The sequence below is a fragment of the Herbaspirillum sp. BH-1 genome, from assembly GCF_002870055.1.
GTDB lineage: Bacteria > Pseudomonadota > Gammaproteobacteria > Burkholderiales > Burkholderiaceae_D > Herbaspirillum > Herbaspirillum frisingense.
In genome coordinates, this window is the sequence record NZ_PKOI01000002.1 from 111,746 (window position 1) to 131,722 (window position 19,977).

The window sequence follows — 19,977 nt, forward strand, 5'->3', positions numbered from 1 at the left end:
ACGCCCAACCTTTCTGAATTAACTTTATTAGTGCAGTTTATTGATGAATTATTGAGATAGTGCACTCAAAACGTGCGATTAAATGCTGCTTCCTGAGTCGGCCGATCCCTCGCCGAAAATCATGAACAGGCTTGAAACCCTTGCTGCGCCTGTGTTTCCTACCTTGTCCCCACTCGACTACAAATTCTGGCACGCGCTTTGCTAATAACACGACGAGGAAAATGTCGGTATTTAGTTTTTTATTTAAAAATAATTTATTGACATAATATCGATGAAAAATATAGGATTCAACAAAAAAAACAAGCAGAGACAAAAAATGGAAAAAGAAGCAAAGCAATAAGGACGTGGCATCAATGCACGTCGCCATTTGGGGAGTGACGCTTTGTTGACGGGGAGTCCTGTCAACCAGCACAGCGACATTCCCGCAGTCCGAATCCGTCAGTCGATAGTCAACAGTACGAAACGCATCACCTGGGCCGCGATGGCCGGGCTGTTCCGCCAGGGCAGCCATGTCGCGCAGGTTCCGAAGATGGCAGTAAGCCTTGCCGGTCCGCCGGGGAGGAGGGCGTCGTGCAAGCTTCTTCAGGGAAGAGCGTGCAATGTGCGCCGGTTATTTGGGGTAGCTCCCGCTAAAGGCTTCATGCGGTGGGGGATTTTGGGTGTCATTCAATACAACAAGGAGCGTCTCATCATGCTAGGTCTCATCTCCAACAGCGTCAAAGCGGTCCGCACGGCAGGGGTAGCGGTCTCGTTTTCCCTGGTCGCGTTTGCGGCACACGCGCAACAGCAAGAAATCAAGATCGGTGTCATCTATCCTCTGAGCGGTGCTGCCGCCTCTACCGGCGCCGAGATGAAGGACGCGCTGGAACTGGCTGCCGACATCATCAACAACGGCGCCAAGGGCGTACCCAACCTGCCGTTTTCGGCTGGTGGCGGCCTGCCCAACCTGAAGGGCGCCAAGATCAAGCTGGTGTTCGCCGACTCCCAGGGCAACCCGCAGGTCGGTGCTACCGAAGCCGAACGCCTGATCAGCCAGGAGAAGGTCGTGGCCCTGGTCGGCAGCTATTTCAGCAACGTCACCGCCACCACCAGCCAGGTGGCAGAACGCTACAAGGTGCCTTACCTGAACCCGGAATCGTCCTCGGCGTCGCTGACCCAGCGCGGCTTCAAGTGGTTCTTCCGCACCACCGCCCACGATGACCTGTTCGTGACCAACTTCTATGAGTTCTTCAAGGAGCTGGAAGCCAAGAAGGGCATCAAGGTCAACAAGCTCGGCGCCTTCAACGAGAACACCCTGTGGGGCAACGAGACCACCAAGCTGGAGACCAAGCTGTCCAAGGACCGTGGCTTCGACCTGGTCAAGACCGTGGTCTACCCGGCCAAGAGCACACAGCTGACCTCGGAAGTGCAGCAGCTCAAGGCAGCCGCACCGCAGGTGGTGCTGCAGTCGTCCTACCTGGGTGACGCCATCCTGTCGATGAAGACCTACAAGGAACTGGGCTTCAACCCCGACATGATCCTGGCCAACGACGCCGGCTTCATCGATACCGAGTTCATCAAGACCCTGGGCAAGGACGCCGACTACATCATCACCCGCGATGTCTGGTCGCTCGACCTGGCTGCCAAGAACCCGCTGATCAAGCAGGTCAACGATCTGTTCTACAACCGCTACAAGATCAACTTCACCGGCAACTCCTCGCGCACCTTCACGGGTCTCATGACCCTGGCCGATGCCATCAACCGCGCCGGTTCGACCGATGCCGAAGCCATCCGCAAGGCACTGGCCGAGACCAACATCCCGGGCGACAAGCTGATCATGCCGTGGAAGGGCATCAAGTTCGACGAGCACGGCCAGAACACCCTGAGCTCGGGCATCCTGCTGCAGATCATCAACGGCAAGTACTACACCGTGTGGCCGTTCGACATGGCCACCCGCGACGTGGTCTGGCCGATGCCGAAGTGGGATCAACGCAAGTAAGCAGGCGATAGCACTCATGGTGCCACGGGGCGGCAGGCCGGCGACGTAGGCCGGGCCGGCCTCCCCGCGGAAAAATCTTCATCGCAGGCGGCTGATAAGACGGTGCGTGAATAGTTCGTTGGAGGGAAAAATTATGTCTTGGGATATTTTGGCGCAGACCCTTGCGTCCGGTTTGCTGATCGGACTGATCTATGCGCTCGTTGCTATCGGCCTGACCCTGATCTTTGGCGTCATGGATATCGTCAACTTCTCGCATGGCGAATTCCTGATGTTCGGGATGTACTCCAGTTTCTGGTTGTTCGCCCTGTTCGCGCTCGACCCCATCTTCACCCTGCCGCTGACGGCATTGTTCCTCTTTGCGCTGGGTGCACTGCTCTACAAACTGGTGATCCGCAAGATCACCAATGCACCGATGGTGTCGCAGATCTTTACGACCTTTGGTCTGATGATCCTGTTCCGTGGTATCGCGCAATTCTTCTGGAAGGCCGACTTCCGCACCATCGAAAACTCAATGGTCAGCGGCCAGGTATCCATCGCCGGCATTCAGATCGGCACGCCCCAGCTGACCGCAGGCCTGGGCGCCATCATCGTCACCGGCGTGATCTATACCTTCCTCACCCGTACCCGTCTGGGTGCGGCCCTGGAGGCGACTGCCGCCGACAAGGAAGCCGCCCAGCTGATGGGCATCGATTCGCAGAAGATGTTTGCCCTGGCCTGGGGTATCGGCGCGGCCTGCGCGGGCGTGGCCGGCGTGCTGCTGTCGACCTTCTTCCCGATCTTCCCGGAAGTGGGCGCCAACTTCATCCTGATCGCCTTCGTGGTGGTCAACCTGGGTGGCTTCGGCAGCGTGGTCGGTGCCCTCATCGCCGGCGTGCTGGTAGGCCTGATCGAAGTGATGGGCGGTTTCCTCCTGGGACCGCAATACAAGATGCTGATCGTGCTGGCCTTGTTCCTGGGGATGCTGATGTTCCGTCCGCAGGGCCTGATGGGCAAAGCCTGAGTACGCCACCGATACAGTCAAGAAGGAAAATCCATGTCCAAGAATACCTCCGGCCTGATCATCACAGCGCCGCCGTCGGGCGCGCTGGCCAACAAGATGCGCATCGCCCTGGCGATCCTGCTGGTGGTGGCGGTGGCCCTGCCCACGTTCGTCACCTCTCCCACCCACCTCAACCTGGCGATCCTGATCCTGATGGCGGCCCAGATCGGCGTGTCCTGGAATATCGTCGGCGGCTATGCCGGCCAGGTCTCGCTGGGCCACGTGGCGTTCTACGGTATCGGCGCCTACACCTCGGCCATCATGTTCTCGATCTGGGGCATCAGTCCCTGGATCGCCATGCTGGCCGGCGGACTGATCGCCGCCGCCACCAGTCTGGTGATCGGCTGGTCCTGCTTCCGCCTCAAGGGCCACTACTTCGCGATGGCCACCATTGCGGTGGCCGAGATCATCCAGATCGTCTTCACCAACTGGGACTTCGCCGGCGCCGCCGTGGGCCTGACCATTCCCATGAGCGACGAGGGCTGGTCCAAGATGATCTTCAGCGGCAAGGAGCCCTATTACTACATCGCGCTGGGTCTGTTGCTGGTGACCTTGCTGGCCAATGTCTGGATCGAGCGCAGCTATCTGGGCTATTACTTCCGGGCCATCAAGGATGAACCGGATGCCGCCCGCAGCCTGGGGGTGAGCCTGTCCAAGTACAAGCAGATCGCCTTTGCCGTGAGCAGCTTCTTCACCGCCATGGGAGGCAGCCTGTATGCCCAGAAGGAACTCTATATCGATCCTGCATCGGTACTCGGTACCGGCATTTCGATCAAGATGGCGCTGGTCTCCATCCTGGGTGGTATCGGCACCCTGTTCGGCCCCATCGTCGGTGCCGGTCTGCTGACGGCCATCGAGGAAGGCACGCGTACCCTCTTCGGCGGCACCGGTCGTGGTACCGACCTGATCATCTACGCCGCGCTGATCATCGCCATCGCAGTCTATTACCCGAACGGCATCGTCGGTTACGTGCGGACCTATCTGGCCCGCCGCAAAGCCAACAAGCAACATCAGGAGGGCAGCAAATGAGCCTGCTTCGTGTCGAGAACGTCTACAAGAAATTCGGCGGCCTGACCGCCAACCAGGATATCTCCTTCAATGTCCAGGTCGGCGAGATCGTTGGCCTGATCGGGCCCAACGGCGCCGGCAAGACCACCATGTTCAATTGCATCGCCGGCTATTCGCCGCCGACCACCGGTGACATCTGGCTGGAAGACGTGAAGATCTCCGGCATGAACCCGGAGCAGTGCGCCCGCATCGGTATCGGCCGTACCTTCCAGGTGGCGCGCACCTTCACCAGCATGACCGCGCTGGAGAACGTGATGGTCGGCGCCTTCCTCAACGAGCATAGCGTCGCCAAGGTGCGGGACACGGCGCGTCAGCTGCTGGAGTTCGTCAACCTCGGACGTTTCGCTGACAAGCCGGCCGGCAGCATGACCATCAGCGAACAACGTCGCCTGGCAGTGGCCCGCGCCCTGGCGGTCAAGCCCAAGCTGCTGCTGATGGATGAAGTGATGGCCGGCCTCAATCCCACCGAGGTGAAGGAAACCGTGGAGGTGGTGCTGAAGATCCGCGACCGTGGCATCTCCTGCCTGATCGTGGAGCACGTGCTGGAAGGCATCATGCCCATCGCCAACCAGATCGTGGTGCTGGACTACGGCAAGAAGATCGCCGATGGAAGCCCCACCGAGGTTTCCAACGACCCGCACGTGATTGCCGCCTACCTGGGAGATGAATGATGTTGCAAGTAACCAATCTGCGCGCCAGCTATGACGGCGTGCTGGCCTTGTCCAAGGTCGACCTGGAAGTCAAAGCCGGCAGCATCGTGGCGCTGGTCGGTGGCAACGGCAACGGCAAGTCCACCACGCTGCGCGCCATCGCCGGGCTGAACAAGCCGGATGCCGGCCAGATCAGCTTCGAGCGCCAGGATATCGGCAAGATCCCTTCCTTCGACCGCGTCAAGCTGGGCCTGTCGCTGGTGCCGGAAGGGCGTCGCCTGTTCCCGCGCCTGACGGTGGAACGCAACCTGGAGCTGGGCGCGTACACCCGTACCGACAGCACCGAAGTGGCGGCCTCCCTGGACGAGATGTATGCCACCTTCCCCATCCTCAAGGAACGGCGCCATCAGCTGGCCGGCACCATGAGCGGCGGCGAACAGCAGATGCTGGCCATCGGTCGTGGCCTGATGGCCAAGCCAAGGCTGTTGCTGCTGGACGAGCCGTCCTGGGGCATCGCACCCAAGTTCGTGACCAAGGTGTTGGACACCATCCAGCAGATCAACGCCAAGGGCGTGTCCATCCTGCTGGTGGAGCAGAACCTGCACAAGGCGCTGGACATCGCCCACTACGGCTATGTGATCCAGACCGGGCGCATCGTCATGGAAGGCAGCGGCGACGAACTGCTGCACAACGAAGACATCAAGAAGGCCTATCTGGGCGGCCTGTGACATGCAGACCTATCCCATGCCCGAGAGGACAGCCGTGACAGACCGCCTGAACGAGTAGCCCATCGGGACCGATCCGGCGCCCCGTTCCCGGGACGCCGCTTCTCTCCACATCGCGAGCGACGGCTGTGGCCGTCATGAACCAAGGACTTTTATGTTGACGCATAAATCCCTGCTGGAAGCGTACGTCCATGCAAAAGACAAAGGCAGTCCCGGGCTGATCCACGACATCTTCGCGCCCAATGCCATGTTGACCATTGCCGTGTGCGATGACGGCATTTCGTTTCCGCCGCTGGTGGTGGGCAGCGAAGGGATCGCGCAGACGCTGGTGACCGATTTTGGTCGTCAGTTCTCGCAATGCCGCACCTATTACCTGGCCGACGTGCCAGCCGGTGCGAGTACCCAGATCGATCACCTGCCGTGGCTGGTCATCATGCGCGACAAGGTCCAGGCCAAGCTGCGCATCGGACGCGGCAGCTATCGCTGGTCATTCGTTCCGGAGGGTGAAGGCTGGCGTATCTCGGAAATGCATATCCGCATCGATCGCATGGATAGCCTGCCCGACCGGGCGGGCGGTCTGGTGACGACGCTGCAGTCCTTCCTGCCATACCCGTGGTTGCGGCTGGCCGCGCTGGACGAGGCGCTGGCGCCGCTGGCCCGCTGCAATCCGGCGCTTGGCTTCGTGACGGAATTCCTGTCCGAAAAATTTGAAAGGCCGGAGCAGGGCGTGTTCGCTCCGGCGTGAACGAGGACCCCGAAGAGGGTCGTGATAGCAGTGGTTTTGCAGTTCCCGTTCAAGCGCTGGAGGCAAAAAGGCCAATTGCTTCCGGTGTGCGGCGGGCTGGCGCGTATCGGCATGGAAGGGCGCGCACGATCATGCCGATACGCGATTTTTTGGAAATCATTTACGGGGAATCACAATGAAACAAAGGATTTTGGCTGCGTCGATCATGGCTGCGGCAGGTATCTACGCTCTGCCGGCATCGGCGCAATCGTCGGTGACCATCTACGGTCTGATCGATACCGGTTACGTCATCGAAACCGGTGGCGCTGCAGGCAAGGTGAACAAGCTGACCAGCGGCATCAGCGGCGGTTCGCGCATCGGCTTCAAGGGTACGGAAGATCTCGGCGGCGGCATGTCGGCGGTGTTCCTGCTGGAGTCGGGCTTCCAGAACGACACCGGTGCACTGGGCCAGGGCGGTCTGCTGTTCGGTCGCCAAAGCTATGTCGGCCTCAATGGCGGCATGGGTTCGGTGTTGGTGGGACGTCAGTACACGCCTCAATACATGACGCTGGCCATGGTCGATCCGTTCGGCACCGGTTATGCCGGTGATGCCGCCAACCTGATGCCCAACACCGGCAACAGCTCCAGCCGCATGGACAACACCGTCAAGTACATCTCGCCCAAGGTGGCCGGTTTCACCGGTGAACTGGCCTACGGCTTCGGCGAAACGGCCGGCTCCACCAAGGCCGCCAGCCAGATCGGCGCTGCCGTGCAGTACAGCAACGGTCCGCTCAATGTGCGCCTGGGCTTCCATGGTCGCAACAACGACACCACCACCGCCGAGACCAGCAGCGGACGCAGCACCTTGCTGGGCGCGGTGTACGACTTCGGCGTGCTCAAGCTGCACGGCGCCTATGGCATCAACAAGGGCGTCAACAGCTCGCCGCTGCGCAGCGCCGTCAATTCCTATGGCACCGGTCCCGTGTTCGCTTCCACCGACAGCGCCGACATGCTCATCGGCGTGACCGTACCGTTCGGCGTGCAGCACACCGTGCTGGCCTCGTACATCCACAAGAACGACAAGACCGCCCGCAACCAGGACGCCAACCAGGTCGCGCTGGGGTATCGCTACTCCATGTCCAAGCGCACCGACCTGTATGCGATGTATGCACACATCAGCAACAAGAATGGCGCACCCTACACCGTGGGTAGCTCCATCGAAACCGGCTCCGGTAACAGCGCCTGGAACTTTGGCATCCGCCATACGTTTTAACGGCTTTTTCCGGCGCATGCAGTCTTGAGGGGGAAAGGTAAGTAGTGCCCGTGTTTTCCGGGCAGGCAGTTTCTTACTGTGCGTGACGCCGGGCCTGATTGCCGACGGCTCCATGTCTTGAGGGGAGTCGTCGGCCAGGTGCGGAGGAGATGCAGGCTGACACCATCGTCGTTACCGCATTTCGACTTGCAAGGAGCATCCACATGAAGTTGAAGAATCTGAACATCGGACAACGCCTGAGCGCAGGTTTCGGCATTGTGATTTTCCTGATGCTGGCGCTGACGGCCATTGGCGTACTGCGCCTGAACCAGATCAACGGCAGCATCGCCATGATCGCCAAGGATTACTATCCGCGCACCGTGATGGCCAACTCGGTCAAGAGTGCGCTGGACGAGACGGCGCGCAGCATGCGCAACCTGCTCTTCATGAGCACGGTCGACGAGATCAAGGGCGAGCTCGACGCCATCGATCGGGCCGGCAAGACCATCGACAGCACGCTCAAGCAGTTTGCCGCCAATACCAGTTCGGAAGACGGGCTGCGCATGCTCAAGGCGGTCAATGCGGCGCGTGCGCAGTACACGCCGGTGCTGAACAATTTCATCGCCGCCGTCAAGGATGGACAGGTCGAGCAGGCGCGGGACCTGATCCTGCCCGAGATCGCCCCCTACCAGAGCGCCTATTTCAAGGCCCTCGACAATCTGATCGCCTACCAAGGCAGCCGCATGGAAGAGGGCGGGCGCGACGCCGAACAGGTGGCCACCTCGGCCAGCATGCTGATGATTGCCATGGCCAGCATTGCCACGCTGCTGGCCGCGCTGGTGGGCTATTCCGTCATGCGCGGCATCACACGCCCGCTCAATGCCGCCATCAATATTGCCGAGCGCGTGGCCGGTGGCGATCTGGCGGTCCAGGTCGAGGCCACCGGCTCGGACGAAACGGCCAAGCTGCTGGCGGCACTGGAACACATGCGCGACGGCCTGGTAGGCGCGGTGACGCAGGTACGCGAGGGGTCCGACGCCATTTCCGTGGCGGCGCGCGAGATCGCCGAAGGCAATGCCAACCTGTCGGCCCGTACCGAACTGCAGGCCAGCACGCTGGAAGAAACCGCCAGTTCCATGCTGGAGCTGACCAATGCCGTCAACCAGAATGCCGAGAACGCCCGCGAAGCCAATCATCTGGTGCTCAATGCGTCGCAGGTCGCCACGCAAGGGGGCGACGTGGTCACCCAGGTGGTCAGCACGATGAAGGAAATCAAGGAGAGCTCGCGCCAGATCGTCGACATCATCGGGGTGATCGATGGCATCGCCTTCCAGACCAATATCCTGGCGTTGAACGCCGCCGTGGAGGCAGCCCGCGCCGGTGAGCAGGGGCGCGGGTTTGCCGTGGTCGCCGCCGAAGTGCGCGCCCTGGCCCAGCGCAGCGCCGCTGCTGCCAAGGAGATCGCCGGGCTGATCCAGAGCTCGGTGAAGAAGGTCGATGCCGGTGGCGCGCTGGTGGATCAGGCCGGGCAGACCATGCAGGAGATCGTCTCCAGCGTGAAACACGTGGCCGACATCATGATCGAGATATCGGCCGCCAGCGACGAACAGAGCGAAGGCATCCGCCAGATCAACCAGGCGGTCGAGCAGATCGACGACATGACGCAGCAGAACTCGGCCCTGGTGGAACAGGCGGCCGCGGCTGCGCAGCAGATGCATGACCGCTCGCTGGCGCTGGGGCGCGCGGTATCGATCTTCAAGACACAGGGTGCGCAGGCAAGCCAGACGACGCACGAACCTGGCGCGGCGGACTGGGAATTGTCAGGCGAGCATGCCGAGGCGCCATTGGCATGGACGCCGGAAGGCAGGAAGTTGCTGGTGGAAAAGTGAACTGTAGATTCAACAGAGCCCAATCTGGCTCACCTTGCCGAGGAAATTGGGGTTTAAAATCGGGGTTTCTCGACTGACCGCCGGCGGCGGGAAAAATCGCTCGACGATATTTCCTGTGGCGGTCAGTGATCTTGTCTGCTTTCCAAAGACCTTTATGCCAACCGAAAAGAAAACCCCAAAAGCCAATTTCGCCCAGCCCAACACCCCAGGCAAGGTGCCGATCGTATCGTCACTGCATCTGGCTTCAGGAAGGAGCAAGGAGTTGAGCGAATTCGAGTTCGGCATGATCATCGCCAGCAATGCCTTCAACCGATGGATGATCCGCTGCATCTCGGCGGCCGGCATGAAGGACATGACGGCCACCGACGTCCTGGTATTGCACCATATCAACCACCGCGCACGCGAAAAGAAGCTGGCCGACATCGCCTTCATCCTCAATATCGAGGACACGCATGTGGTCAACTACTCGCTCAAGAAACTGCACGCCCTGGGCCTGGTGAGCACCGAGCGGCGCGGCAAGGAAGTGCTGTATTCGACCAACGAGGCCGGGCAGGATCTTTGCAAGCGGTACTACGAAATCAGGGAACAGCTGCTGGTCTCCAGCCTCACCGGCGACAACACCGAGAGCTACGAACTGGAAGAGCTGGCCCGGTTCCTGCGCGTGCTGTCTGGCTTGTATGAGCAGGCGGCGCGGTCGGCGACGTCGATGTAAGAACAACAGGGCGGCCGGCCGTCTGCGGGCCGGCGCCTTCTCGTAGCCCCCTTCCTGTATCGCCCAGACTCCCTCCTCAATCCATGCGGAAGCCCTCAAGGTGTCATGCTGCGGACCTGTCCGCGAGCAGTCATCCGGGCGCGCCTAGCCCCTGATACTCACTGCGTCGCTTCATGAAGCGGTGGTAGGACATTCGCAGGTGCAGGCGCATGACCTGGCGTGCCAGTTCGCCATCTTTTGCTTCCATTGCCAGGACCAGGTCCTGATGGTGATGCAGGCTTTGCTCCAGTTGTGCCGGTTCATAGAGGTGGAAGGAACGGACGATGATGGGCATGTCGATGATGGTCTCCAGCATCGCACGCAAGCGCGGCGAAGCGGAATAATCGAGGATGGTCCGGTGGAAGGTGCTGTTGGCCGCCTGGATCTTTTCGACTGAATGGGGGCCGCCATCGCGGATGGCAGAGGCCATCCTTTCATTGCTGTCCTTCAGGATCTTCAGCATTTCCTCGTCGCCACGCTCGGCAGCCAGGCTGGCTGCATAGGGCTCCAGCAACATGCGCAGCTGGAAGGTTTCTTCGATATCCCACTCGCTCCAGGCCGCCACGTGGATACCCTGGCCGGCGTCGGCAGTGGCCAGGCCCTCCTCGACAAGACGTCTCAGGGCGGTCCGCACAGGCGTACGGCTGACTCCCAATTCACGCGCAAGCGGTTCTTCCTTGAGCTGGGTGCCTGGCTTGTATCGTCCTCCGACAACACGCTGACGGAGTACTTCGTAGACCTTGTCCTTGCCGCGTTCCACCTTCGATGCTCCCGTTTCCATTGCCGATGGCGGATTCTATATGCGCCATCCCGACCTCGTCCAACAGGGCGGCGCATTCGGCTTGAATGTCCCAATATTGTTCTTTTTGTGGTTTTTTTAGGTCAGGCAAGAAACTGATTTGCCTTAATTGTACTTTTTTTGTATTCTTCGTAAAAATATTCAAACCGGAGACATCGATGCGCATTGCAATCGTCGGCATGGGCGAAGTTGGTCGCTGCTATGCCAAAGCCCTCTATGCAGCAGGACATGAACTGATCCTCTGCGAAGCCTTTCCTTCCCCGGCGGCCCGGGAGCTGGCCAGCCAATGGAGCCTGGAGCTACACCAGCAGCCAGGCGTTTGCTTCGAAAATGTACATTGGGTGTTTTCCTGCGTGACCGGGACACAGGCCCTGGCCGTGGTCGAACAGGTGGCAGCGTTCCTGGACGCGGGGACCGGATTTGCCGATCTGACCACCGCCAGCCCGGAGACCAAGAAGCAAGCCTTCGCCACCGCCCGTGCGGCCGGATTCGAATACGTGGATGTGGCCATCATGGGCGCCATTTCGCTCAACTGGGAAAAGACCCCACTGCTGGCGGCCGGGCGCAAGGCCGCCGATTTCAGGGAGGTGCTGCTCACCGCCAACGGCCGGGTGCAGGTCATCGAGGGCGCCAGTCCGGGCGCTGCGATTTCGCTGAAGATCCTGCGCAGCATTTTCACCAAAGGTATGGAAGCGCTGGCGGTCGAGCTGTTGATGAGCGCCGAGAAGCAGGGCGTACGCGAAGAGCTATATCACCAGTTGAAGGATATCGACGAGACCCCACTGCGCAGCTTCATCGACATGCTGGTGCGCACTCACGTGATCCATGCAAAACGCCGTGCCCATGAAGTCCACGATGCGCGCCGGGAACTCGACGGCCAGGGGCTGCCGTCGCTGGTGCTGCCGGGTGTGGAGGAGCGTTTCAATACCACCGCGGCGCTGCTGGAGCGACGTCCACTGGACGTGGACAACCCCGACGTCGGACAGGCTCTTACCTGGTTGCTCGCCGCTGGCGATGCAACCTGACTTCAACTTCCAACCCAGGACATATCCATCATGACCACCAAAGAACAGATTACCCAGTTACGTGAGCTCGGTTCGGCCACGGTCTACGAAGCACAGGGTGCCAAGGGCGCCCTGGACCACGGCATGAAACCAATCGATCCCACCTCTCGCCTGGCCGGTCCGGCCCTGACGGTGGATGCCCGCCCGGGCGACAACCTGGTGCTGCACTACGCGGTCCTGCAGGCCAAACCGGGCGACGTGCTGGTGGTCGATGCCAAGGCCTTCATGGAAGCCGGTCCGTGGGGTGACGTGCTGACCGTGCTGGCAATGAAGCGCGGCATCGCAGGGTTGGTGGTCAATGGCTGCGTACGCGATGCGAACACCATCATCGATCTGGGATTCCCGGTCTTCTGCCGCGGCCTGTCCATCAAGGGCACCGGCAAGCACCAGCCGGGCCGGGTCAACGTTCCGGTGGTCATTGGCGATGTCGTCATCCATCCCGGTGACATCATCGTGGGCGATCGCGACGGCCTGGCAGTGGTAGCAAAAGATGAAGTCGAAGCGACCATCGCCAGCAGCATCGCGCGCGAAGAAAAGGAAGAAAAGATGCGTCGCGCCATCGAGGACGGCGCCTCCACCGTCGAGCTCATGAAGTTGCAGGACATCCTCAAGAATTACGGTCTGGTGTAAGCCGCCGAAAGGGAGAGCCGGCGCAAGACCGGACTCCATCTTCCTGCCTGCCCCTGGCCTGTTGGCGCCGGGCGGCGCAGACGAAAAACAGAAAATGCTTCAATCGCTGAAGGAGACTTGAATGGAAGCGGTAGCCATGGAACGTACGAAGTCGAAGAGCCATTTCAGATGGGTCATCGGCGCACTGATTTTCATTGTGTACACGGTGGCTGCCGCCGACCGTGCCAACCTGGGCGTCGCCTTGCCGTTCCTGCGCAAGGAATTCGTGATGTCCAACACCGAAGCCGGTGCACTGGCCAGCATTTTCCTGTTCGCCTATAGCCTCGCGCAGCTGCCGTCCGGCCTGGCCTACACGCGCTTTGGCATTCCCCGCGTGTTTTCGCTCGCCATGTTGGCGACCTCCCTGTTCACCGGCTTGATCGGCACGGCCTCATCGCTGCTGATGCTGAAGATCTACCGCTTCGGCTTGGGATTGGCGGAAGGCCCGCTGCCCATCGGTATCACCTCGACCATCAACAACTGGTTTCCGGCGCGCGAAAAAGGCACCATGACGGGGATCTTCCTGGCTGCCGCCAAGTTCGGCCCGGTGCTGGTGCCGCCGGTCTGTGCGGTCATCATCCATTACTGGGGCTGGCGCTATATCTTCTATATCTTCGCGCTGCCCGGCATCGTCCTGTCGGTGGTGTGGCTGCTGGTGGTGAAGAACCGGCCCTCGGAAAGCCGTCATGTGTCCGAGGAAGAGCTACAGCACATCAATGATGATCGGGCCGCCAGCGGTACCGCCCAGGCCCCGAGCAGCAAGCGCGATTTCGCCCTGCTGGATCGCCTGATCCGCACCAGCAAGGTCGCCACGGTCGACACGACCAAGGGCATCTTCCGTTCATGGAACATCATGGGTGCGGCGCTGGGCTATTTCTTCATGACCGCGATCGTGAACGTTCTGCTCGCCTGGATTCCGACCTACCTGATCAGCGTCAAGGGCTACTCCGTCACCAACATGGGCATGGTCGCTGCCGCCCCCTGGGTGGGCGCGGTGATCGGCAATCTTCTGGGCGGCATGATGACCGATCGCCTGCTCGACAAGCGTCGCAAGCCGGCCATGCTGATTTCGGCTTTTTCCACCACCATCATGATGGTCATCCTCATCAACTCGCCGGCCGATCCCTTCCTGTATGGCGCGCTGCTGCTGCTGACGGGGATCCTGCTCAACATCGGCTATTCCACGTACATGGTCTATCCGATGGGCATGACCTCCCGCAAGGTCTATCCGATGGCCAGTGCGATGGTCAATACACTCGGGCAACTGGGGGGGGCCTGTGCGCCGCTGATCGCCGGTCTCTTGCTGGACAACTACAGCTGGAGCTTTGTCTGGGTGTTTCTGGCGGTGTGCTCGGTGCTGTGCTTCATCACCATCCTGACCATTCGTGAGCCGGCGCACGCTTGAACGGTCCTGTTCGGCGCTGTCTCTCGCTTCTGGGTGGAGGACGGCGCCCGGGATGGAATCGGTGACGCGCAAGCCACGCAGCCTTGCGTATTGCCGCTGTTGCCCACCCAACGGCCTGTAGCACAGACAGCTACTTTTCAAGCTTATGCGCGCCGCGAGTCCTGTCAAAGCACTCCAAAGAGCCACCCCTTGGTCTCTGTGCAGGGATACCGGTGTTCTTTGCCTTCACCCTGTTCTGGGTGGGTCTGGCCATACGTCTGGTCGCGCCATCGTATAAGCGCAACGTCGCGAGGGTGTCGCTGTACCGTCTTGCGGGGCTGGTGGATCCGCCTGGTAGCGCTGGCGCTGTTCAATGCGCGCTCTCATATCGCGCAAGTTGCCGACCAGGCGCGCGACTTCACTATCGATACATCGCAATCAACACATCAGGCTGAGCAAGCGTGTTGCCAAACTGCTGGATAGCCGTCGGGCGTGGATATCAAGTCTGATGTCGTCCGGTGTAACCGAGTAGCCCTTCCTTGAGGGCCAGGTAAAGCGTGGGTCCAAGGGCCGCCGCGATCTCTGCTTCCGTCTCTTCTACCGCCTGGTGGAACTGTTCCAACCACAACATGCCTTGCGGCGTAAAGCGCACGATCTTGGCCCGGCCGTCGCTGGGATCGGGTTCGCGCATGACGATGCCCAGCTTCTCCAACTGTAGTACCAGTTCTCCCAGGGACTGCTTGGTGATGGAGGCGCGCTTGGCGATCTCGGTGGCGCGGGTGCCTTGGACGTCGAGGTTGCGTGTAACGCTGATGTGGCTCAGGGTGAATTGCCCATGGCCGGCCGCGACCATCTTGGCCAGCACACTCTCTTCAAAACGCTGCACGGCCTGGTTGAGCAGGCGGCCGAGGTTTGTTGCACGCCAGGCATCATTGCTGGCGGGAACTGCCGGCCTGGCCGGCTTTCGGGTCTTCTTGGGTGTCACATCCATGCGTCTGGCCGCCGGGTGGGCGTGGTGTCAATGAGGCAGATTACGCGAAGTATACCGGCACCTTCGGTTTTCCCTTGCTTTTACAAAATCCAGCTTGACGAATATAGTAAGGCATCCTTACTATAAGTCCGCCTATAACAAGAGACAAAGGAAAGCAGATGAAGGCGGTAGACGTAATGATTTGCGGCGGAGGGCCGTGCGGCCTCATGCTGGCCAACGAACTGGGAAGACGCGGTGTGAGTGTGCTGCTCGCCGATGAAAAGGACAGCACGGCATTCAACCCGCAGGCCAATGCCACCCAGGCACGGACGATGGAACATTTCCGGCGGCTGGGTTTTGCCGATGAGATCCGTGCCCAGGGGCTACCGGCGGATTTCCCCACCGACATTGCCTATTTCACGCGCTATGCCGGGCATGAACTGGCGCGCTTTCGGCTACCGTCGGCACAGCAGGCAAAGACCCGGGCACGCGAGTTGCGGGGCTCGTGGAGTGCGGCGGAGCTGCCGCACCGGGTGTCGCAAAAGTATGTCGAAGCCGAGCTGCGCCGCCAGGCTGAACGGCTTGATGGCGTAGACGTGCGCTATGCGCATCGGATACTGAATTTCACCGAGCATTCAGACCACGTCATCACGACCGTCGAGCATCGCCATACCGGTGAACGCTTTGAGGTCCGCAGCCATTACCTGATGGGCGCCGACGGTCCCCGCAGTGCGGTGCGAGAGCGGCTGGGATTGAGTTACACGGGCGAAACCGGCGTGCAGCGCGATTTCATGGGCGGCCGCATGTTCGCTGTCTACCTACGCTGTCCGACTTTCTACGAACAGATGCCACATGCGCCAGCATGGATGAATGTCACCTTCAACGGTGACCGGCGTGCCTTCATGGCTGCTGTCGACGGCAAGGGAGAGTTTGCTTTCCATACGCAGCTGCGGCCTCATGAGAAGGAAGACGCCATCACGGAGGCGGATGCGCGCGGACTGTTCTGCGCGGCGGTAGGACGTGACTTGCCGGTGGAGATACTGTCTAAGGGCGGCTGGACTGCAGGGCATTCGCTGGTCGCTGATCATTTCCGGCGTGGACGTGTATTCCTTGGCGGCGATGCGGTGCATCTGTTCACCCCCACCGGCGGTCTGGGCTACAACACCGCTGTCGAGGACGCGGTCAATCTCGGCTGGAAGCTGGCGGCCGTACTGCACGGCCAGGCCAGTCCGGCGTTGCTGGACACCTATGAGGCCGAACGCCGACCGTTGGCGCTGCGCAATACCAGCTACGCGCGCAAGTTCGCCGACTCGTTGGGGCTGTTCACCCCCGTAGCCGAACTGGAGCAGGACAGCGCAGAGGGCGCCGCCGCGCGTGCCGCAGCAGGCCTCTACCTGAAACAACATGGTCGAGCCGAATTCAATATCCCCGGTATCACCTTCGGTGGTCGCTACGATGGATCTCCGGCGATCATCGCCGATGGCAGCCCGGCTCCTGCGGATGCGGCCAATACCTATACGCCGACGGCCAGCCCTGGCGGACGCCCCCCGCATTTCTGGCTGCAGGACGGCAGTTCACTGTATGACCACTTTGGTTTCGGTTGGACCTTGCTGTGCCTGGGCCAGCCGGATGCCGACACCACACCGTTCAGCCATGCCATGCAGCGCTATCGCGGCAGCCTGACGGTGCTGCACCTCGATGACCCCGAGGTCATCGCCGGCTATGAGGTACCGCTGGTCCTGATCCGCCCGGATCAGATCGTCGCCTGGCGCGGCAGCCTTGCCGATTGCAGTGATGCCGAACGCATCATTGATCGGCTGCTGTGCCATGTGCTGCCAGGCTGACGTCCGGCCAATCCCATAAGTGATAACGACAAGGAGACACCCACGATGAGTTCCACCGCTTCCTTCACTGTACGTGATGCTGTATTTGACTTCCTGCGTCAGGTCGGCATCGACAAGATATTCGGTAATCCTGGTTCGACCGAGTTGCCCCTGCTTCGCGACTTCCCTTCCGACTTCCGTTATGTACTCGGCTTGCACGAGGCGGTCGTGATCGGTATGGCGGACGGTTATGCACAGGCCACCGGTAAGGCCAGCTTCGTCAACCTGCATTCGGCCGCTGGTGTCGGCAATGCGATGGGCAACCTCTTCACCGCCTTCAAGAACCGCACGCCCATGATCGTCACCGCCGGTCAGCAAGCCCGCTCCATCCTGCCGTTCGATCCCTATCTGGGCTCGCGTGACGCGGCCGAACTACCCAAGCCCTATGTGAAGTGGAGCATCGAACCGGCTCGCGCCGAAGACGTGCCACTGGCCCTGGTGCGCGCTTATCATGTGGCCATGCAAGAGCCACGCGGCCCGGTGTTCGTGTCGATCCCGGTGGATGACTGGGATCGTTCCACCACACCGCTGCAGCCCCTGCAAGTATTGACCCAGGTACGTCCCGCGCCGGACTCCATCGAACCGCTGGCTGCGGCGCTGGCGCAGTGCCGGCGGCCTGCCTTCGTGGTCGGTGCTGCCATCGATCAGGCCAATGCCTGGGATGAGATCGTCGCGTTGGCCGAACGTCACCGGGCGCGTGTGTTTGTCGCGCCGATGTCGGCACGCTGCAGCTTCCCTGAAAACCATGCCTTGTTCGCGGGCTTTCTGCCGCCGATGCGCGAGCGCATCGTACAAGCGCTGGGCGGACACGATCTGGTCTTCGTGGTCGGCGCGCCTGCCTTCACCTACCATGTCGAGGGCAGCGGTCCGCATCTCCCACCTGACGCTACATTGTGCCAACTGGTCGACGACATCTCGGTCGCCGCGTCAGCACCAGCGGGTATCTCTGTGCTGGGCAACATCAAGTTGGGTCTGGCCGATCTGCTGGCGCGTACGGACGATCTGCAGCGGCCGACGCCCGCACCTCGCGCGCCGGTGCCGCATGCCGAGCCATCGCCCCTGATGACGGCTGCCTTCGTCCTGCAGACATTGTCCGAGGTGCGCGATGCCAGCCACATCGTGGTGGAAGAGTCACCCAGCTCACGTCGCACCATGCAGCACTATCTGCCGTTCACGCAGCCGCACACCTTCTTTACGATGGCCAGCGGCGGCCTGGGCTATGGCATGCCCGCCGCCGTTGGCGTGGCCTTGGCCGATCCTGCGCGCAAGGTCATCGGCCTCATCGGCGATGGCTCCAGCATGTATTCGATCCAGTCCTTGTGGAGCGCCAGCCAATTGGGTTTGCCGGTGACCTTCATCATCCTCAACAATCGGCGATATGAAGCGCTATGCGATTTCGCACTTCACTTCGGCTTCGGCAAGGACGAGGCGGTGCAAGGGACGCAACTGCCTGACATCGATTTCGTCGCCCTCGCCGGTTCCATGGGCTGCCCTGCCACGCGCGTCGAGGACGCCGCTACGCTGGCGGATACCCTGCGCCGTGCATTGGCCGAGAACCGGCCGAACCTGGTCGAGATCGTGGTGGCCTGATCCTGCTCATTCGCCATAAAAGGAGATTCATGACATGAACCAGACTCAACTGTTTATCGACGGCGCCCGTGTACCATCCACCGCCGGCGCCAGCTTTGAGCGCCGCAATCCTCTCGACAACGCCGTTGCCACTGAGGCAGCCGCAGCCACTACCGAGGATGCGCTCGCTGCCGTCCACAGTGCGGCACGCGCCTTCCCGGCCTGGTCCCAGACCGGCCCCGGCGTCCGCCGCAACATGCTTGATAGCGCGGCTCGTGCACTGCATGACAAGTCCGATGCCCTGGTTGCGGCGATGATGGCCGAGACCGGCGCCTCCGAAGTCTGGGCACGTTTCAATGTGCACCTGGGTGTGGAAACCCTGCGCGAAGCCGCAGCCATGACCACCCAGATAGCGGGTGAAGTCATCCCGTCCGATATTCCTGGCTCGTTGGCATTGGGTGTGCGCCAGGCCGCCGGCGTGGTGCTGGGCATCGCACCATGGAATGCACCAGTGATTCTGGGGGTGCGCGCCGTGGCCACGCCACTGGCCTGTGGCAATACGGTGATCTTCAAAGGATCGGAGATCTGCCCGGCCACCCATGGGCTCATTGTGGAGGCCTTCGCCGATGCGGGCCTGCCGCCAGGCGTACTGAATTACCTGAGCAATGCGCCGCAAGATGCGCCGGCCATCGTCGACGCCATCATCGCCGCACCGGCTGTACGCCGCGTCAACTTCACCGGATCGACTCAGGTTGGCAAACTGATTGCCCGGCGCTGCGCAGAATACCTGACGCCGGCCGTACTTGAACTGGGCGGCAAGGCACCGCTGCTGGTGCTGCATGATGCCGATCTTGATGCCGCCGTCGATGGCGCTGCATTCGGCGCGTTCATCAACTCAGGTCAAGTCTGCATGTCGACCGAGCGCATCATCGTTGATGCTCGTATCGCCGACGACTTCGTTGCGCGCCTGCGTCTCAAGGCGATGGCGCTGCCCGTGGGAGACCCGCGGCGTGGGTCCGTGGTGCTGGGTTCGGTGTGCGATATGGCTACGGTGCAGCGCTGTAATGCATTGATCGAGGATGCACTCGTCAAGGGGGCGACCCTGGTATGCGGTGGGCGCGCCGATACCACGCTGATGTCGGCTACCCTGCTTGACCATGTGACGCCGGAGATGCACATCTTCCATGAGGAGTCGTTCGGACCTGTCAAGCCGATCATCCGCGCCAATGATGACGAACACGCGATTGCGCTGGCCAATGATAACCAGTACGGATTGTCGTCCGCCATCTTCAGTCGCGATGCTGCCAGGGCGATGCAATTGGCGCGTCGCATCGAATCGGGCATCTGTCACATCAACGGCCCCACCGTGCATGACGAAGCACAGATGCCCTTTGGTGGCGTCAAGGGCAGTGGCATCGGCCGTTTCGGTGGCAAGGCCGGGATTGCTGAATTCACCGATCTGCGCTGGATCACCCTGCAAACAACTCCCAGGCACTACCCCTTCTAGTCGTTCCCACACCGCACTCAAAACAAGCGGAAAAAAGCCGCACATGAGGAGACACG

At 61.1% G+C, this 19,977-nt stretch carries 19 protein-coding genes; 15 read left to right on the top strand and 4 right to left on the bottom strand.

The annotated features are described in order from the left end of the window. Positions 1 to 37 precede the first annotated feature (37 nt). Positions 38 to 511: a hypothetical protein gene (locus HBH1_RS24780; RefSeq protein ID WP_146012812.1), complete on the bottom strand. Its 474-nt coding sequence runs from the start codon at positions 509 to 511 to the stop codon at positions 38 to 40. Between the two features lie 180 nt (positions 512 to 691). Between HBH1_RS24780 and HBH1_RS03705 the strand changes: the two genes are divergently transcribed. The 8 genes from HBH1_RS03705 to HBH1_RS03740 all read left to right on the top strand — a co-directional run bounded on the left by HBH1_RS03705 (position 692) and on the right by HBH1_RS03740 (position 9,325). Continuing rightward, complete coding sequence (locus HBH1_RS03705; protein ID WP_006461846.1) at positions 692 to 1,978, top strand: ABC transporter substrate-binding protein; 1,287 nt, start codon at positions 692 to 694, stop codon at positions 1,976 to 1,978. A 133-nt stretch (positions 1,979 to 2,111) separates the two neighbouring features. Then, the gene (locus HBH1_RS03710) at positions 2,112 to 2,978 is read left to right on the top strand and encodes a branched-chain amino acid ABC transporter permease (RefSeq protein WP_006461845.1); all 867 of its coding nucleotides are present in this window, start codon (positions 2,112 to 2,114) and stop codon (positions 2,976 to 2,978) included. Positions 2,979 to 3,011: 33 nt separating this feature from the next. After that, positions 3,012 to 4,046: a branched-chain amino acid ABC transporter permease gene (locus HBH1_RS03715; RefSeq protein WP_102661638.1), complete on the top strand. Its 1,035-nt coding sequence runs from the start codon at positions 3,012 to 3,014 to the stop codon at positions 4,044 to 4,046. Then, on the top strand, positions 4,043 to 4,756 hold the full coding sequence (locus tag HBH1_RS03720; RefSeq protein WP_006461843.1) for an ABC transporter ATP-binding protein: 714 nt from the start codon (positions 4,043 to 4,045) through the stop codon (positions 4,754 to 4,756). The genes HBH1_RS03715 and HBH1_RS03720 overlap by 4 nt, the downstream gene beginning before the upstream one ends. Further along, a complete protein-coding gene (locus tag HBH1_RS03725; RefSeq protein ID WP_006461842.1) occupies positions 4,756 to 5,463 on the top strand; it encodes an ABC transporter ATP-binding protein in 708 nt (235 codons plus the stop codon). The genes HBH1_RS03720 and HBH1_RS03725 overlap by 1 nt, the downstream gene beginning before the upstream one ends. 151 nt (positions 5,464 to 5,614) lie before the next feature. Next, the gene (locus HBH1_RS03730) at positions 5,615 to 6,205 is read left to right on the top strand and encodes a nuclear transport factor 2 family protein (protein ID WP_102661639.1); all 591 of its coding nucleotides are present in this window, start codon (positions 5,615 to 5,617) and stop codon (positions 6,203 to 6,205) included. Positions 6,206 to 6,380: 175 nt separating this feature from the next. Then, positions 6,381 to 7,457 (top strand): porin, encoded by a 1,077-nt coding sequence (locus HBH1_RS03735; RefSeq protein ID WP_102661640.1) that lies wholly within the window; start codon positions 6,381 to 6,383, stop codon positions 7,455 to 7,457. Between the two features lie 203 nt (positions 7,458 to 7,660). Next, positions 7,661 to 9,325, top strand: a complete 1,665-nt coding sequence (locus HBH1_RS03740; protein WP_102661641.1) for a methyl-accepting chemotaxis protein — start codon at positions 7,661 to 7,663, stop codon at positions 9,323 to 9,325. 9 nt (positions 9,326 to 9,334) lie between these two features. On the opposite strand, the gene HBH1_RS25330 is transcribed toward HBH1_RS03740, so the two are convergent. Further along, complete coding sequence (locus tag HBH1_RS25330) at positions 9,335 to 9,610, bottom strand: hypothetical protein (protein WP_233207524.1); 276 nt, start codon at positions 9,608 to 9,610, stop codon at positions 9,335 to 9,337. On the opposite strand from HBH1_RS25330, the gene HBH1_RS03745 reads away from it, so the two are divergent. Continuing rightward, positions 9,540 to 10,037, top strand: a complete 498-nt coding sequence (locus HBH1_RS03745; protein ID WP_233207520.1) for a winged helix DNA-binding protein — start codon at positions 9,540 to 9,542, stop codon at positions 10,035 to 10,037. The two genes, HBH1_RS25330 and HBH1_RS03745, sit on opposite strands and share 71 nt — an antisense overlap. Positions 10,038 to 10,167: 130 nt before the next feature. Here HBH1_RS03745 and HBH1_RS03750 read toward each other — a convergent pair whose 3' ends face one another. Continuing rightward, a complete protein-coding gene (locus HBH1_RS03750) occupies positions 10,168 to 10,857 on the bottom strand; it encodes a GntR family transcriptional regulator (protein ID WP_208399292.1) in 690 nt (229 codons plus the stop codon). Between the two features lie 176 nt (positions 10,858 to 11,033). Here HBH1_RS03750 and HBH1_RS03755 point away from each other — a divergent pair, with 176 nt between their 5' ends. From HBH1_RS03755 to HBH1_RS03765, 3 genes are all read left to right on the top strand, one after another. After that, the gene (locus HBH1_RS03755; RefSeq protein ID WP_102661643.1) at positions 11,034 to 11,900 is read left to right on the top strand and encodes an NAD(P)-dependent oxidoreductase; all 867 of its coding nucleotides are present in this window, start codon (positions 11,034 to 11,036) and stop codon (positions 11,898 to 11,900) included. Between the two features lie 30 nt (positions 11,901 to 11,930). After that, a complete protein-coding gene (locus HBH1_RS03760; protein ID WP_006461835.1) occupies positions 11,931 to 12,569 on the top strand; it encodes a 4-carboxy-4-hydroxy-2-oxoadipate aldolase/oxaloacetate decarboxylase in 639 nt (212 codons plus the stop codon). A 121-nt stretch (positions 12,570 to 12,690) separates the two neighbouring features. Further along, positions 12,691 to 14,013: an MFS transporter gene (locus HBH1_RS03765; RefSeq protein WP_102661644.1), complete on the top strand. Its 1,323-nt coding sequence runs from the start codon at positions 12,691 to 12,693 to the stop codon at positions 14,011 to 14,013. Positions 14,014 to 14,491: 478 nt separating this feature from the next. On the opposite strand, the gene HBH1_RS03770 is transcribed toward HBH1_RS03765, so the two are convergent. Further along, positions 14,492 to 14,983: a MarR family winged helix-turn-helix transcriptional regulator gene (locus HBH1_RS03770; RefSeq protein ID WP_102661645.1), complete on the bottom strand. Its 492-nt coding sequence runs from the start codon at positions 14,981 to 14,983 to the stop codon at positions 14,492 to 14,494. A 158-nt stretch (positions 14,984 to 15,141) separates the two neighbouring features. Between HBH1_RS03770 and HBH1_RS03775 the strand changes: the two genes are divergently transcribed. The 3 genes from HBH1_RS03775 to HBH1_RS03785 are packed head-to-tail and all read left to right on the top strand — an operon-like array spanning position 15,142 to position 19,921. Continuing rightward, positions 15,142 to 16,806: an FAD-dependent oxidoreductase gene (locus HBH1_RS03775; protein ID WP_102661646.1), complete on the top strand. Its 1,665-nt coding sequence runs from the start codon at positions 15,142 to 15,144 to the stop codon at positions 16,804 to 16,806. A 45-nt stretch (positions 16,807 to 16,851) separates the two neighbouring features. Beyond that, the gene (mdlC, locus tag HBH1_RS03780; RefSeq protein ID WP_102661647.1) at positions 16,852 to 18,435 is read left to right on the top strand and encodes a benzoylformate decarboxylase; all 1,584 of its coding nucleotides are present in this window, start codon (positions 16,852 to 16,854) and stop codon (positions 18,433 to 18,435) included. 34 nt (positions 18,436 to 18,469) lie between these two features. Next, the gene (locus HBH1_RS03785) at positions 18,470 to 19,921 is read left to right on the top strand and encodes an aldehyde dehydrogenase (protein WP_102661648.1); all 1,452 of its coding nucleotides are present in this window, start codon (positions 18,470 to 18,472) and stop codon (positions 19,919 to 19,921) included. Positions 19,922 to 19,977: the final 56 nt, after the last annotated feature.

Coding starts and splice junctions, on each gene's coding strand:
- HBH1_RS25330 (WP_233207524.1), bottom strand. CDS start 9,610: ATGCCGAACTCGAATTCGCTCAACTCCTTGCTCCTTCCTGAAGCCAGA.
- HBH1_RS03730 (WP_102661639.1), top strand. CDS start 5,615: ATGTTGACGCATAAATCCCTGCTGGAAGCGTACGTCCATGCAAAAGAC.
- HBH1_RS03740 (WP_102661641.1), top strand. CDS start 7,661: ATGAAGTTGAAGAATCTGAACATCGGACAACGCCTGAGCGCAGGTTTC.
- HBH1_RS03775 (WP_102661646.1), top strand. CDS start 15,142: ATGAAGGCGGTAGACGTAATGATTTGCGGCGGAGGGCCGTGCGGCCTC.
- HBH1_RS03750 (WP_208399292.1), bottom strand. CDS start 10,857: ATGGAAACGGGAGCATCGAAGGTGGAACGCGGCAAGGACAAGGTCTAC.
- HBH1_RS03715 (WP_102661638.1), top strand. CDS start 3,012: ATGTCCAAGAATACCTCCGGCCTGATCATCACAGCGCCGCCGTCGGGC.
- HBH1_RS03725 (WP_006461842.1), top strand. CDS start 4,756: ATGTTGCAAGTAACCAATCTGCGCGCCAGCTATGACGGCGTGCTGGCC.
- HBH1_RS03765 (WP_102661644.1), top strand. CDS start 12,691: ATGGAAGCGGTAGCCATGGAACGTACGAAGTCGAAGAGCCATTTCAGA.
- HBH1_RS03710 (WP_006461845.1), top strand. CDS start 2,112: ATGTCTTGGGATATTTTGGCGCAGACCCTTGCGTCCGGTTTGCTGATC.
- HBH1_RS03735 (WP_102661640.1), top strand. CDS start 6,381: ATGAAACAAAGGATTTTGGCTGCGTCGATCATGGCTGCGGCAGGTATC.
- HBH1_RS03705 (WP_006461846.1), top strand. CDS start 692: ATGCTAGGTCTCATCTCCAACAGCGTCAAAGCGGTCCGCACGGCAGGG.
- HBH1_RS03720 (WP_006461843.1), top strand. CDS start 4,043: ATGAGCCTGCTTCGTGTCGAGAACGTCTACAAGAAATTCGGCGGCCTG.
- mdlC (WP_102661647.1), top strand. CDS start 16,852: ATGAGTTCCACCGCTTCCTTCACTGTACGTGATGCTGTATTTGACTTC.
- HBH1_RS24780 (WP_146012812.1), bottom strand. CDS start 511: ATGGCTGCCCTGGCGGAACAGCCCGGCCATCGCGGCCCAGGTGATGCG.
- HBH1_RS03760 (WP_006461835.1), top strand. CDS start 11,931: ATGACCACCAAAGAACAGATTACCCAGTTACGTGAGCTCGGTTCGGCC.
- HBH1_RS03785 (WP_102661648.1), top strand. CDS start 18,470: ATGAACCAGACTCAACTGTTTATCGACGGCGCCCGTGTACCATCCACC.
- HBH1_RS03770 (WP_102661645.1), bottom strand. CDS start 14,983: ATGGATGTGACACCCAAGAAGACCCGAAAGCCGGCCAGGCCGGCAGTT.
- HBH1_RS03755 (WP_102661643.1), top strand. CDS start 11,034: ATGCGCATTGCAATCGTCGGCATGGGCGAAGTTGGTCGCTGCTATGCC.